The organism is Pseudobutyrivibrio xylanivorans DSM 14809 (assembly GCF_900141825.1).
Classification (GTDB): Bacteria; Bacillota; Clostridia; order Lachnospirales; family Lachnospiraceae; genus Pseudobutyrivibrio; species Pseudobutyrivibrio xylanivorans.
The window spans coordinates 1-14,983 of record NZ_FQYQ01000028.1; the positions used below are offsets into that span (position 1 = coordinate 1).

Here is a 14,983-nt window from a genome sequence, read left to right on the forward strand (position 1 = left end):
CAATGTCATTAAGTTAACATTGCAGTGGAGACTAAAATAAAGAAAACGAGATTGGAGCTATAAACTTCAATCTCGTTTTTTCATTTTAAGCATAACAAATAGACAGATGATAAATCTGCCAGCAAAGCGTTTTTAAATTATTATTTTTATGCTACTCTATATAAGAAACCACGAAATACTTTTGCTGTGAGGTTTCTTTCTCGGTGCCTTCCAGTTCTAATTGGGATTGTATTTCTAGCAATAATGGTTTCTAAATTAGGTGATGTTGTTTTTCCTTGAAAAAATTGTCTACATACATGAGCAGCGACTGAGAAGTTCGCCTTGTATGTATATTTTCTTTGCTTTTTTTCAATGACTACGTGCGAGGTAATCATTTCTGCAAAGTTATACATTATCAAATGGGCATAGATTTCCTGATGAATACACATCACCTTTTTTGAATGAAAATTAAGCATTCCTATTGTGTATTTTAAGTCTCTAAATGAGCTTTCTATTCCCCAGCGTTCTGCGTACAATTCTTTAAGTTTTGATGGCGGATATTTCAATGAATCTAAGTTTGTTACAACACTCTCATATATTCCATCACTAATTTCAAAACGTACAAGTCTAAAATAAAGCTTATAAAATCTAGTAGGGTCACTTTTCCTAGATATAGAAGGAAGATAGTCAAACGGTGTGGTTGCAGGAAGTGCCCTGTAATGATTTCTGTCTTTAAACAATTTTTTTGTTTCAATCGTTTGCTTGCGAGTGAGGTTTAATTCAATACTAACATCATATTCAGGCTCTTCAGGTAATTCAAAACCTGCTTTTATTCCACATATTCCATCTCTTATACGAATTAGAAAGAACCATCCCTTTTCCTGTATATGTGCCATGCTGTTATAAGATTCATATCCTCTGTCAGCTATGATGAGAGCACAATCTATATTTGATTTATCTACCATTTGTTGTAATGCTAAATGTTCATTTAGATTTCGTTTTCCCTGTATTAATGCATCTGCATATATGTGCTTATTTAAATCATACAGCGCATTCAAATGCAGAAGATTATATGGCTTTTGCCCATTAGCACCTGGATAATACGAGCTTTTATCATCATAATTGGTCGGTATTTGTATATCAGAACCATCAACCGCAAGAATTACCATATCGTTACTATCTTCCGACATCAACTTATTAGTAAAACCATTAAAAATAGCTTTAAATGCTTCTGCCTTAATCTTTTGTCGTTGCTGCACAAAAGCAGATGCAGACGGCAAAGATTCAACATTTGGGAAAATATCTATTAGTTCATTTGTAAGACTTTTACTTTCCATACCAATAATGGATTTGATAATCGTCAGGAATGGTAATTTCCTATTTCTTATGAAGTCAGTTTCTTTATTATTTACATAGTTACACATACTCTTAGCGGTAGATTCAATCTCTGAAATTAAAATTTTTTTGACATGTTTAGGTTTCATATGTTACCTCCTCGTAATCAAGTTTTCCCTTAATTACAAGGGCCGCTTTCGCTACCTTAAAAACATCAGTAGCGAAAGCGGCCACATATTTCTCTTGTTATGTCAACATATATTTATAAAAAAGAAGACCCCTATACCATTTCTGGTATAGAGATCTCAATTGATTCATCTTAACTTAATGACATTGGGCAAACGCCAGACCCGTAAGATAAATATTATTTTTTACTTTTCTCCTCTTTAAGTAACATCGCAAATATCAACGCAGCACAACCCTGCGCTGCAAAAAGGCTGTTTCCAGACCTAACTGTAGCTATAAAAAATAATATACCCGTTATAAACAATAATATCCTTTCGACTTTTACTTTATTCATTCTTGTCCCTCCTGTTGTCTTCTGTCAGCATTATAGCTGGGTGTCACATTTTATCTAATGGCAGAACCATCTGCCCATCTATCCATGATTTTTGAGGAACATCATTTATTAGATCATCAGGCTGATAGTTCCCTATTAAAAATGGAGATGTGGGATCATGTTGGCTGCTTAGTATTAATACTGTTTCTGATTCTGCATTTGCATAACAATATCTGCATAGATGCTTGCAGGTATTATAGGCTCCTATGTCGCAGGTAAGGTAGCAGGAACATTCTGCCCTGGCTCCTTTCTTTTTAGGAACAATCAGCTTTTGTCCTATAGCTTTCTCATAATCTGCTATAGTCATACAGCCTCCACAATCAGCACCGAACTGTGCCAGCTCATCTCCTTCTGCACATGGCTTCACTGTCATGCCGTGGGCTGTGGCTATTTCTATAATCTGCTTTCCCATTCTAAGACGCTGGTCTTTTGCCACCTCTTTTGCCTCTGGGAAATTTTTTCTTACCTTTGGGTAAAGGTCTATAAAGCTTATAACTACTGTTTTTGTGTAGCCATCAAGTGCTTCTGCTATTTGGGTAAATGCGTTGATGTGGTACTCTTCTGTATATCTATCTGATATGAAGATTGGGTCATAACGCCAACCAATACTGTTGACACCTACCACATCTGAAAGCTTTTTAAAATCTTCTATCAGCTTGTGCTTATCCGGTACATTAGGCTCTATATCCCTTCCATAAGAAGTCAGGGTCACAAACCAATACTGTCCATAGTCCTTTAGCAAATCCATATACTTAAACATTGGCGCTGGATTCTTTGTGCAGAACCCTATCACATCCACCACACTTGGATTAAGCCTATATCTGCTAACCTGCTTAGGATTATATGGATTGCGCACACAAACATAACCCTCCTTCAGCCTGTTTGCAAACCAGTCTGAATAAAACGCCGGAATGTCAGTGCGCTGCCCTGTGTTTATTATCATAATCTACCTTTCATTCCTCTACTCTAAATACTTGGCATTGACATACTTTGTATTTCTCGCTTGTCCTATCTTTTTTATTGAACCACTCTTTACCATTTTACCTAGCACTGCCTCAACTGTTGTAGGGCTAACATCTAGTAATACTTCGCATATTTCTGCCTTTGATACAGGTAGAACACTATTTAAAACTGTTTGTTCTACCCTTTCACTTTTTGCAATCTTTTTCCCATTCACAGTTGAAAAACGCTTATCTAATTCTTTGTAACACTTATATAGTGTAGACAAAAAATTCTTCATGAACTCAAAATATGAATTCTCATTTTCGTGCCATCCTTGAGAAGAATCATGCAATGCTTCATAGTAAAACTCTTTTGAATTATTTATCTGCTCCTCAAATGAAACATACTTGCATACATCATAGCCGCTCTTATATAACAACAGAATCGATAATAATCTCGAAACTCGTCCATTACCGTCTGCAAATGGATGTATGCATAAAAAATCTAAAATTACGCATGGAATCAAAAGTAACTTGTTAACCCTTGGATTATCTCTTGCATCTATATAAGCTAAGATAAGTTGTTCCATTGCATCTTTGGTTTCATCTGCTGGTATTGGAGTAAAACGAACTTTTCGTCTTCCATTCTCATCAACTTGTAATATTAAGTTATCATCTTCTTTATATTTGCCAGATAACTCATAGCCAGCCAAGTCTGTCATCATCTGATGTATATGTAAAATCGTGTTTTCACTAAAACTCATAGATTGATGGTTTTTATGAATCTCATCTAATGCGTCTCGGTATCCAGCAATTTCACGTTCGCTATGGTTTAAAGGAGCACTATCTCCATCCACAATTTCTTTAATTCTAGCATCTGTAGTGATAATTCCTTCAATAGCATTTGATCCTTTTACAGACTGAACTCTAGCGATTTTTTCAAGTTCAGTATATATGCTTTGATTAGCATCCTTGCGTTCAGACGATATTGCATCAAATGCTGCAATAGATGCTGTTAAATTCACCATTTCAGCAGGTAACATTCCCTCATCCAAAAATGAATAATCAAATTTATGCATATTGTACCTCCTCAAGTATCTGCATATAATATACAATAAAATATGCAGATACTCAAACAGTATCTGCATATAAATTGACTATTAATATGCAGATACTTACTTTTTTGTATGCAGAAAAGCATCCACATCATTAAAATATAATTATTTTTTCTCTATCTTATAGTACCTAAAATCCCCTTCCTCTCTGAGAAATTTAAAGCCTACTTTTTCCATAACATGCTGGCTTCTAGTATTCTTAAGAACAGTATCTGCATTTACTGCATTCATACCTAACTCTTCAAAAGCATACTTGATAGCAAGCTTTTCAGCTTCAGTTCCATATCCTTTATCTTTTGCTTCATCATTTTGCATATGAATGCTAAGTGTACATTCCTTTTTGATATTATCAATCTCCTTAAGCTGTACTTCTCCTATAGGCTTACCTTCTAACATAACTGCAAACAGTATTCTTGAGGAACTCTGTTTTGAATCAAAGTATCTATCCACAGCTTCCTCATTATAAACAAAAGTTTTGAACAAATTCATGTCCATATAAATTGATTCATCATTTGTCCATTCTTTATATAGCTCATGACATAATTCTCTGGTCATTATTTCAAGCGTAATCATAATATATTCTCACCTATTTTTACCAACATATGTAATTACATTTGTTGATAAATGACTTACAATACCACCTCTTGGGATATCATACTCTTGCTTAACCACACAGTTCTTCAGTGTATCCCACCCTTTATATACATCCTCTATATAGGATTTCAATATATCTGTTTGAAGATTGATTTCAAACTGTGGCTCTAGTTCTTCATATGTTTCTCTGTTCCACTCTTTTATCTCAGAATTAATTATTAGGCATACTATTCCATTGTCCCTAACCCCATCTCGTATTTCTTCTAATTTTTTAAAAAACTTAGCCTCATTTTCAACATGCTCCAATGAAGATACAGCTAATATAAAATCATACTTATTTTTTATAATCTTGAAGTCTTCAATAGAATTCACAATCCCATTTATTGACTTTTCTATTCCATACTGCGTTGCATATTCATTTAGCTTTTCTATTGCCATATCAAGAATATCTATACAATCTACTTTGCACTCTTTATCCTTAAATTCTTTGGCAATATAAATACTATTTCTTCCAACACCACATCCAAGATCCAACGCTTGAACTTTTTTTATATCGCACAAAAGCGGGATAATATCTTCTACCGTTTTAATTGGTTTCTTAAGCCAACTCTCAGTATGATATAAAGTTTCTTTCGAATATATCTCGATATGTGAATTCTTTTCATTTTCTCTTATTTCTTTGACTCTAGAATCCATATCATAAAAACCTTACTAATCTTCAAACCACTTAGACTTCATAACAAAATTATCAGCTGTGTAGTATCCCGCTTTGCCATAATATCGCTCATGCATTTCATCATTAACAGCTTGTAATTCCACACATGCTGCTCCTTTATCTTTTACGCGAGACTCTAAGTCCTGTAAAAATTGGCTGCCTATACCTTGATTCTGAAACTCTTTAGCTATTACTATTTCTTCAAGTGTATAGCCAACAATGTCATCATATTGCTTGAAAAATCCCATTGCAAATCCAACAACCTTACTACCATCTTCTAGGATTAAGCTATAGGAATCCTCCATAGACAATACTTGGTGAATTCTCTTTCCAGCTGTTTCCTCTGTCCAGCAACAGTCTTCCACTTCATTGTAGTAAGAAATATATAGAGGCAAAACCAACTCTATATCCTTTATGTCCATCTCTCTTATTTTCATTATGTCTCCTCTTGTAAGTAATTATTTTTCATCTATCTAACTATCAAATATCCGATAACTGGTCCTAAGAAAATTGCAATATAAATCAGTGTAATCCATGGCTGATAATCCACATAAAACTCTTTAAAGGTTAATCTCCATGGATGTTTAATAAGAACCCATCCTATTAAATCTACAACTATACATAATATTGCCCAGATTGCACCTGCTATAAGAGCTGCTGGTATTGTCTGCTCATCTAATCCTCTCATATAAACCCATCCTAATAATGAGAAAATAATAATGTTGTATAGTGGATGCCAAGGCTTAGTCTTTTCATAGCCCTCACCCATTCCCGGGCTCTCCTTCATGGACTTCATGTGCAATACCTTGATGTTAAAAACGGTATGGCCTATTCCAATCCAAGTCACAATCACATATCCCACCAAAAGCAATACTAATAATCTCCCTAAATTCATATCATCTTCTCCTATTCTTCAAATATTCTCCTAACATATTATTTACACATTCTTTTATATTTGCAGACACTCGTTTTGCTTTAACTAAATTTAAGCCTATATTCTCTGCCACAGCCAAAATATCCTCTTCTGATGGGTTCATTCCATTTCCATTTATAGTCGTAGCATGCTCACCTGCAATAGAATTGCTATAGGTCAAATCATAGGCAGGCGATAATAACCATATTCCCTCGTGTTCATGATAGATATAACTAAAATTCTTTGAATGATCATCTCGATTATGTGCATATACATTGAAACACATCAACCTATAAATCTTCTCACATTCTTCCATTGACTTTGTTAGTTGTAAGGTGAGCCTCATTAAGGTGTTGTAATCCAAATTAGGTACCCTATGGGATGTTTCCAACATTCCAGCGGCAGATACCATATGCCTCTTTCCACTTTCTAGATTATTTTCTCTATCAAATCTCCTGGTTCCAAAATATCCCAAGCAATGCTTTGATTCAAACAACCTCACTTCTTCTATTTGAATACCGCACTCCTTAGCACAAATAGCATAATCATATTCTTGCTTGCCTATATTGATATCATCATCTGACGAAGGAAACTTGATAATCCAATCTTCTCCCTCAACTTTTGTGAGAACTTTAGGTCTGGCTCCTCCTGAAGAGCCACCATTTTCAAAAAGATAATCTAAACCATCACTTAATTCTGATTGAAGAATTTTAGCGCAATCATCTGCAATATCATCCAAGCTTTTTTGCTCGTTATTATCAATTAATTTTGCAGCTGGCCTATATGTAAGTGCCCCCATACCAGACTCACCTACAATAGCTAGTCTATCCATACTGCTAAGAGTTTCAGGATTATATCCATTTTTACGCATCAATCTATCTACAAGCAATCTTCCCCATCCATCTGGTAAGCTATCAGCAAATACCCCATACAAACCGTCAAATGGATCTATATCTGGAATAAAAACCCCTTTTTCCAATGGAAGTGAAAAAGGGCTTATTGAAAATCCCTCTACCAACCAGTCCTTATCATACTCGAATGCAGCAAGCTTATTTTTGTATAGAGCCATCGTTCCAACTAATCTATTATGATAATAGACTTCCAATTTATTAATCTTGTTCATTTAAAATCTCCTCAATGGAACTATATGGCACAGCTGTAAACAAGGTTTCAAATTCTTTTTCTGCATTCAAAGCAATGGCTATCTTTGTCAGTGATTGTAACGATATTTCGCCAGTCTGCTCAAATCTTTTTATAGATGCAAAACTCACCCCTGATTTGGCAGCTAACTGTTCTTGTGTAATTTTCTTTCTCTTTCTAAGATTTTTGCAATTTGCCGCAATTTCCTTATTTAGTTCATTCCATGTTTTTTGATATAAATTTATCATGCTAATATATTAACACTTTTAAATAAAATATACAATTATAGCTAATATATTAGCACTATCGTATCTTTTTTATTCGTTGGCCTTTAGACTTGCAACCATATCTATCTTTTTAAGATTACGTGACAATGCAATACTTGTTACTAACATAATTATAAGTGTACCGATTATAGCAATAAGGTATGAAGATATATCAATGTTTGCGAAGAAATCATAATTATCTCCAATAGCATATTTAAACATACAGTCGGTGAATTCATAGCCCAGTGGCAAACCAAATATGATTCCAACTATGGTAAGCCACAGATTCTGCTGAGTATAAATGAGTGCCAGCTTTTTGAACTTGAATCCCAATACCTTTAGTGTTGCAAACTGATACATCTTTTCTGTAAGAGCAAGGATTCCCATATTGTAGATGATGATAAAACCAAGTAGGGCTGATATAGCAATTAATAAAATAATCATACTGCTTATCATTTCAAGCATAACATTCATCTGCTCTTTCAAAGATTCGATAGATGAAATCGTGGATACTCCATCAATATCTGAATCTGTTAGATTGCTTAGGTCATCATTTGTATAGATGGTATCACAGACATATTCCTTGCCCAGGTCTTCAAATGCGGCCCTTGTCATAGAAAACTGCTGACTTTGAGGGTCTCTATAGGCAGCGGCAATGCTGGTTTCATACCAATCATCCTCACCCATGATTCTCCATTTGACTTTATCTCCTAATGAAAAACTATTTTCTTTTAAAAGCTTTTCTGTGGCAAATAAAGCCCCTGCTTTATTTATATCACCATCAGTGTTTCCTGGGATTCCATCACTAATATCATAAGTATTTGTATCATGATCAGATACTCTTAAATATCCATCAGAATCATTTACTGTAATGGTAGATGTGACAATGTTACCATCTGAATCCTTATATTCAATAGCTACTGTTTGGCTTGTTGCGTCCCCATAGGTATCAAACAATTCATCCAATCTATCATCAGATACATTTTCTGATAAGGTGAGTTTATATTTATAGGCCTGTATCTTATCAAACTCCCATTCCATATAATGATTCAGTGAATCCTGCATACCAAATGCCATTACTATAAGTAAGGTAGAACCCATAATGCCAACTATAGCCATTATGCTTCTAGATTTACTTCTGAAAATATCACGAAGATTCCACTTTACAGAAAATGGAAGCTTTGCGCTGATACCTTTACCGCCTTCTTTTGCTTTTATTTTTATATGAGGCACTTCCAGTCTAAGGGTTTGCGCTGCAGATTCCTTCAAAATGGTCTTGATAGAATAATAAGTAATTATCGTAATTACGATAATAATTGCAGCCGCAAGAATGTAATTCTTTGGGAGAACACATCTGTGGGCATCAGGCAAATCAAACATGGATAATTCCATATTTAAAAATGGCTGTCCCAACAAAGGAGCTCCTATAGCAAGTCCTAAAATTGCTGCTATAACACTTACCCAAAATCCGTATGCAATATAATGGGTTGTAACTCTTCTATTTCTAAAACCTAAAGCTTTTAACGTACCAATCTGTACTCGCTGTTTTTTTACAAATCGGCTCATTGTTGTTACAACAGAAAGTCCTGCAATAAAAACAAATAAGACTGTGAACATGCCTGAATATGTATCACCTTCTTCTGACTCAGCCTTCAAGCTAGCATAAGATTGCCACACATCTCTTCCTGTTATAGCGCTTATCGATGTGTCGTCCAGCTCGTACAATTCATTTTTAACTGTCTTTAGTTTATTTTCAAATTCATCTAATTCACTTGATTTAATATATGGATTTGGAGCTACACCTGCTACATCAACTATGGCATTAGGATAAACAAAACACTCTTCTATATCAAAATCTGGATCTACGGCTTTTATAAATGCTTCTTTATCTGATATATCTGCCTTTTTATTCTTTACCAAGCTAGCTTTATCCAATGCTGTCTCAAGGTCCACAGCTTCATCTATATCCAGCTGCTTTTTAACAAATTCAATATCAGCTCCCATAGATGAATAAACATCCACAGCCTTCTTTATATCATCTACTGAATCAAGATATTTTAGAATTTCATCTTCCTTAAGAATCTCATCATAAAGATATTCCCTAGGAAATTCCCTCATGGACAAATATGCCCATCCGAAATCTGCAGCATCCTGGAATATAACTGTTGGGTCAGATACCGTATATACGTGATCTGGGGAAGATACAATTCCTCGAACTTTCTCTGTGAATTCATAGCCTTCAACATAAAATGTAAGTTCATCTCCAACCTGAATATCTCTGGCCTTGGCAAAATAATATCCTAGCCAGACACCATCTTTATCAGGACTATACTTCTCCCCGTCTCTTAAATACAATGTGGAAATATTCTTTTCATCATCCTTAGTATCCAAGAAATTTAGTTCTGCCGGAATATTTTCTACTTCAGAATCCTCTGTATTTTCTACATCAACCGAGCCCTGCATTGACAAATATCTTTCCACATCTGCCACATTGTCTAAAGCCCTTATTTTTTCTAATTCATCCTCTGTAAAGTTCTCACCATACAGCCATAGGTCCTGCAGATTATTCTTTTCGTAGAATTCAACTGATGAGTATTTCAACCCATCAGAAAAAGCACTGATTCCTGAAAATGCCATAATCGCCAAAAATATCATGGCGAATATAGTAAAGAACTGTCCAAAGTTTCCCTTTATTTCTCTGAATAATTTTTTTCTAAACATTTTACCATTGAACCTCATCTATGTTTGCTGGGTTTGCATTCTCTTCAACACTCTTAATCTTTCCGTTTTTTACGCGGATAACAACATCTGCTATGTCTGCAATGAGTGCATTATGGGTAACGATAATAACTGTATTGTTGCCTCTTTCCCTTGTAGTCTGCTTCTTCAAAATCTTTAAAATCATTACACCAGTCTGAGAGTCAAGCGCTCCTGTTGGCTCGTCACATAATAGTAACGCTGGATTTTTAGCAATAGCGCGTGCGATTGAAACACGCTGCTGTTCTCCACCTGAAAGCTGATTTGGGAACTTATTTATATGCTCCAGCAAGCCTACATCCTCAAGTGCTTCTGTGGCATCCAAAGGATTCTTTACGATTTCATTAATCAACTCAACATTTTCTTTTACTGTAAGTGAAGGAAGAATGTTGTAAAACTGGAAAATAAAACCAACTGATTCTGCTCTAAAATCGCTAAGCTTATTCTCAGAGTAGCCAGTTATGTTTTCTCCATTTACAATTACTTCTCCTTCTGTTGGTACATCCATTCCACCAATGAGATTTAGTAATGTAGATTTTCCCGCACCTGAAGGTCCAAGTATTACTACAAGTTTTCCTTCCTCGATATCCAAATCTACATGATCCAATGCACGATATTCCTTCTCGCCCACGTTATAAACCTTTGATACATTTCTTAAAGATACTTTATTCACCTGTCTCCTCCTTAATCCATAGGCACTACATCAATATACATTCCAACCAGCCCTTAACTAAAAAGAGCATAATTTTCCTTGTTCTTTTCTTTGCTTCATTAACATCCTCTTCGTGGGTAACTAAATGAATATATGCTTCCACATGCAAATGGGACAGCCAATGCACCATGTACTTGTCCACCTTTTTACCTTCCTGCTTTGCATATATTTCTGCCAGCTCACCATATTCTTTCTCTAGCTCTGCCACACACATATCTGGAGCCTTTTCCAATGAAGAGCCTGCTGATTTTGTCAAAAGTATCAACGATTCTTCACGGTGAGAATATAAAATATCCACCAATCTATCTGCTAATCCAATTTCATGTTCAAAATCAGAATCCGCTAACAGATGGTCACTACTTGCCTTATCCTCTAAAATATGCTCTGCTATAGCCTGCTGTACTGGAACAAGCACCTGATTTACTATTTCACAAAAGAGCTCATCTTTATCCTTGAAGAAAAAATAAATTGCGCCCGTAGTACATCCGGCTTTTGAACATATCCTTCTTAAAGAAGATTTTTCAAATCCATACTCAGAAAATTCTTCTTTTGCTGCAGCTATTATTTTTGCTCTGGTTTCTTCTTTTTCTTTTGTCGACATTTTTTCCTCCATAACAAAAAAGATAACAGTGTTATCCACATAACACTGTTATCTTATTACTTTTAGTTAGTCTTGTCAAACTCGAATAATATTTTTTTTTCATATAAAAAAACCTCCTTGGATATTTTTATCCAAGAAGGTTCCATAATTCATATTAATATAGCTTTGCACCAGCTGGAATGTGGTTATCAATCATAAGAAGGTGAAGCTCTTCACCGTCTGAATCCTTAAGGTTGTTAACTGCTGAAAGTAACATACCGCAAGACTCGATACCCATCATAGCACGTGGTGGAAGGTTTGTGATTGCTACAAGTGTCTTGCCAACAAGCTCTTCTGGCTCGTAGAATTCGTGAATTCCTGAAAGGATAGTTCTATCTGTGCCTGTTCCATCATCAAGTGTGAACTGAAGAAGCTTCTTTGACTTAGGTACTGCCTGGCAAGCCTTAACCTTTACTGCTCTGAAATCACTCTTTGAGAATGTCTCAAAATCAACCTGCTCCTCAAATAATGGCTCTATAGCTACGTTTGAGAAATCAATCTGGCTGTTTGGTGTGAAGAAGCCTGTAGCCTCTTCTGCTGCACCGCTCTTCTTTGGTGCATCAAGACTCTTCATAGTAGGGAATAACACCCCGCATTCAACGAATGTCATTATAACTGTTTATGTCTGTGTTTTCAAATCCTTATTCTAGGTCTCGAATTATACAAATCCGTATCTATCTACATAAATAGTCGCAAATCAGTCGCATTCTGGTCGCAATCTATATGATAGATAATTAAGCCTTCATTTGTCTTGCGAAATACTCTTCAAAGTTTATCATTTCAGATTTCTTTAAATCTTTTGTTGCTTCTGCATAGATGTCCATTGTAGTTTCTGCATCTGCATGTCCCAGAATCTCTTGCATCGCCTTAATATTGACACCTGCTTCGCACATTCTAGTTGTAAAAGTATGTCTCAATGAATGATTACTAAACTTTGGTAGAATTACTGCATCTTCTCGGTGATCTTTATCAAGTACCTCGAAGTTACAATCTCTTATTATTCTCTTGAGAGCCTTATTTAGTGTTCCTTGATGTTGAACATTTCCAAAGCGATTTACAAATATGAAATCTCGATATCCATCAACAACCGCCTTACTCTTGAGACCGCATTCTTTTTGGTATTCTTTTTCCATGAGAAAAGCCTCTTTGACTTTTGGAAGCATTGGAATAGTTCTTTCACCAGCCTTAGTCTTTGTTGTGTTGATTGCGAAAGTACATCGTTCTTCATTCCTCTTGTCAAAATATACCAGAGTATGATTCACACTAATTGTTTCTTCTTCTAAATCAATATCACACCATCTAAGACCTGTAATTTCACCTACACGCATTCCAGTCCACAACATGATTGTAAATATTGGATACCACCTATGATACTGCCCTTGTTTGCTAAGAAATGATTCAAATAACTCCTGCTCTGGAACTGTTAAAGCTCTTCTTTTTTCTACTTCAAAGTTACGTGCTTTTTTAAGTTCTTTTAGCGCATTATCTGATGGATTATATCTTAGATAATCGTCTTCAACACCGAGTTCTAAAACTTGATGTAATACTGTATGGATACTATCTATCGTATTGACCTGAACATGCCTTTCTTCAACAAGATAATTATAAAAGCCTCTTACGTCTGAACGCTTTAGGTCTACAATCCTGTTCTTTCCGAAGTTACCCTCTACAAACATGTTATACATGTACTTATAATTCGAGAAGGTATTCTCTTTCAAGCCTCTCTTAAGTTGCACCCAACTATTGTACAGGTCGTTGATTGTAAGATTGTTCTTATCAACTCTTACTCCATCCAGCACATCACGAAGTACATCAATTTCCTTTTCCCTTAGTTCCTCTAGAGTAACAGCGCTAATTGAATGTCTAGAGCCTCTCTTGTCTCTCCACTTGAATTCATAAGTTCCGCTAGCTCTCTGGTATTCGCCTTCTTTCAAAACTCTATTTTTATTATCCTTGCGTCTCTCTACTGCCATGTTTTAACTCCTTTCATAACAACAAAGAGAACACGCTCAAGCCTATTATAGCTTCAACATGTTCTCATTGTCTAACAAAAGATACGTCTCTATCTAATTAAATCGAATACATTTTTTCTAGGTATTCAGTGAATAACCTACGCTTGATAAGTCGCTTATTTCCACACCAGATGACATAGGGACAGTCATCGCTATTCGTTAATTCTCTAATCTTATTCTGTCCAATTCCAAAATACATTGAAGCTTCTTCAAGTGTTAAGTTTGCTTTTTCCCATAATGGAACGTATTTGTTCTCTATTTCAATCACTCCCTTCAATTAAAAGGTATATCAGTATCATCTACTTCCATAAACTCTGTTCTATTTAGATACTCATTTACTGAACCGTATTCCCTAATACTTCCATCCTTTGAATAAATAATCACCTTATGAATTCTTCTAAGGAATGCATCCCACGATTCTTTATCTTCCCGTTGTATCTCTGTATATTGTTTTTCCAAAGACCAGTTAGATATTATATACACCTTGTTATAGCAAGCATATTTATTCGTGTACCTACTGGGTAGCTCTATCGGATATATATCACAAAATAAGAGCATCTCCTTTATTCTCAAGGAAGAACGAAACTCGTCAAATGCAATTACTGGCTGTCCATTGTATGAATCAAATGGATGTAGATAATCTGTTACTCGATATACGTTAGAATATCCATTCTTTTCAAGAACTCCTCTTGTCTTGCCTGTGCCTGTTGCACCACTGATATAAATAACTTCTAAATCTAATCTAACTGTTTCTTTATATTTCTCAGTCAATATTGTGGTTCGTACTTTATCTATCTTATCAATCTGAAGAATATAGTCCTGGTTCTGTGCTAATATTTCTGCATTAGTCATATTATCCATTACCATTTGATATAATTCGGACATATCGCTTCTCTTCCCTTTACTGTCTGGAGGTTGTGTTCCGTATTCTTCAAATGTTCCTTCTATCTTTTTTTCTTGTTTTGATTCATCTGTTTCCCATTTGCCAGTCTTTTTTACATAATTTACATTCTCGGATACAGAACCTTTACATCGTTCAATATGAGCTTCCTCAAAGTAACGTTTAACCATACTGAATCGCACTCTAGATGCAAATACTACGAAGATATGCGTATGATAACAACTTCCTTGTTCATCTGCCATACAGATATAAACAAGCGTTTTAAAGTTTCCACGCATTACTTCTAGAATATGCTCATGTGACCATCCCTTTTTATCAGGTGAATTAATTGTTAGCTGATACATAAAACTTTGTGTATCCTTTATCACAATCACCTCCTAGCCGTTCAATTTGTGCAGGCTTGT

16 protein-coding genes and 1 pseudogene are annotated in these 14,983 nt (G+C 35.3%); all 17 read right to left on the reverse strand.

What is annotated here, in order from left to right; translation table 11 throughout:
- Window positions 1-146: 146 nt before the first annotated feature.
- The 17 genes and pseudogenes from BUA88_RS13895 to BUA88_RS13970 all read right to left on the reverse strand — a co-directional run bounded on the left by BUA88_RS13895 (window position 147) and on the right by BUA88_RS13970 (window position 14,923).
- Window positions 147-1,463 carry an IS4 family transposase gene (locus tag BUA88_RS13895; protein ID WP_072916781.1) on the reverse strand — a complete coding sequence of 439 codons (1,317 nt, stop codon included), beginning with the start codon at window positions 1,461-1,463 and terminating at the stop codon, window positions 147-149.
- 215 nt (window positions 1,464-1,678) lie between these two features.
- Window positions 1,679-1,834 (reverse strand): hypothetical protein, encoded by a 156-nt coding sequence (locus BUA88_RS16215; protein ID WP_159430902.1) that lies wholly within the window; start codon window positions 1,832-1,834, stop codon window positions 1,679-1,681.
- A 43-nt stretch (window positions 1,835-1,877) separates the two neighbouring features.
- Window positions 1,878-2,816 carry a DUF1848 domain-containing protein gene (locus BUA88_RS13900; protein WP_072919067.1) on the reverse strand — a complete coding sequence of 313 codons (939 nt, stop codon included), beginning with the start codon at window positions 2,814-2,816 and terminating at the stop codon, window positions 1,878-1,880.
- An 18-nt stretch (window positions 2,817-2,834) separates the two neighbouring features.
- A complete protein-coding gene (locus BUA88_RS13905) occupies window positions 2,835-3,893 on the reverse strand; it encodes a Fic family protein (protein ID WP_072919069.1) in 1,059 nt (352 codons plus the stop codon).
- Window positions 3,894-4,034: 141 nt separating this feature from the next.
- Window positions 4,035-4,502, reverse strand: a complete 468-nt coding sequence (locus BUA88_RS13910; protein WP_072919071.1) for a GNAT family N-acetyltransferase — start codon at window positions 4,500-4,502, stop codon at window positions 4,035-4,037.
- Window positions 4,503-4,511: 9 nt separating this feature from the next.
- Window positions 4,512-5,219 carry a class I SAM-dependent methyltransferase gene (locus tag BUA88_RS13915; RefSeq protein ID WP_072919073.1) on the reverse strand — a complete coding sequence of 236 codons (708 nt, stop codon included), beginning with the start codon at window positions 5,217-5,219 and terminating at the stop codon, window positions 4,512-4,514.
- Between the two features lie 15 nt (window positions 5,220-5,234).
- On the reverse strand, window positions 5,235-5,675 hold the full coding sequence (locus BUA88_RS13920; protein WP_083572538.1) for a GNAT family N-acetyltransferase: 441 nt from the start codon (window positions 5,673-5,675) through the stop codon (window positions 5,235-5,237).
- 32 nt (window positions 5,676-5,707) lie between these two features.
- Window positions 5,708-6,133 (reverse strand): hypothetical protein, encoded by a 426-nt coding sequence (locus BUA88_RS13925; protein ID WP_072919075.1) that lies wholly within the window; start codon window positions 6,131-6,133, stop codon window positions 5,708-5,710.
- 1 nt (window position 6,134) lies between these two features.
- Window positions 6,135-7,274, reverse strand: a complete 1,140-nt coding sequence (locus tag BUA88_RS13930; RefSeq protein ID WP_072919077.1) for a type II toxin-antitoxin system HipA family toxin — start codon at window positions 7,272-7,274, stop codon at window positions 6,135-6,137.
- Complete coding sequence (locus BUA88_RS13935; RefSeq protein WP_072919079.1) at window positions 7,261-7,539, reverse strand: helix-turn-helix domain-containing protein; 279 nt, start codon at window positions 7,537-7,539, stop codon at window positions 7,261-7,263. Before BUA88_RS13935 ends, BUA88_RS13930 begins: the two co-directional genes overlap by 14 nt.
- Window positions 7,540-7,608: 69 nt before the next feature.
- Window positions 7,609-10,278 carry an ABC transporter permease gene (locus BUA88_RS13940; protein WP_072919081.1) on the reverse strand — a complete coding sequence of 890 codons (2,670 nt, stop codon included), beginning with the start codon at window positions 10,276-10,278 and terminating at the stop codon, window positions 7,609-7,611.
- Window position 10,279: 1 nt separating this feature from the next.
- Complete coding sequence (locus BUA88_RS13945) at window positions 10,280-10,987, reverse strand: ABC transporter ATP-binding protein (RefSeq protein ID WP_072919082.1); 708 nt, start codon at window positions 10,985-10,987, stop codon at window positions 10,280-10,282.
- 25 nt (window positions 10,988-11,012) lie between these two features.
- Window positions 11,013-11,627: a TetR/AcrR family transcriptional regulator gene (locus BUA88_RS13950; protein WP_072919084.1), complete on the reverse strand. Its 615-nt coding sequence runs from the start codon at window positions 11,625-11,627 to the stop codon at window positions 11,013-11,015.
- Between the two features lie 154 nt (window positions 11,628-11,781).
- A pseudogene (locus tag BUA88_RS13955) lies at window positions 11,782-12,255 on the reverse strand (lysine--tRNA ligase); the annotation flags it as partial.
- 145 nt (window positions 12,256-12,400) lie between these two features.
- Window positions 12,401-13,639 (reverse strand): tyrosine-type recombinase/integrase, encoded by a 1,239-nt coding sequence (locus tag BUA88_RS13960; RefSeq protein ID WP_072919088.1) that lies wholly within the window; start codon window positions 13,637-13,639, stop codon window positions 12,401-12,403.
- Window positions 13,640-13,736: 97 nt separating this feature from the next.
- The gene (locus BUA88_RS13965; RefSeq protein ID WP_408633812.1) at window positions 13,737-13,946 is read right to left on the reverse strand and encodes an excisionase; all 210 of its coding nucleotides are present in this window, start codon (window positions 13,944-13,946) and stop codon (window positions 13,737-13,739) included.
- 5 nt (window positions 13,947-13,951) lie between these two features.
- Window positions 13,952-14,923, reverse strand: coding sequence for a hypothetical protein (locus BUA88_RS13970; protein WP_242939628.1), 972 nt, complete (start codon window positions 14,921-14,923; stop codon window positions 13,952-13,954).
- Window positions 14,924-14,983: the final 60 nt, after the last annotated feature.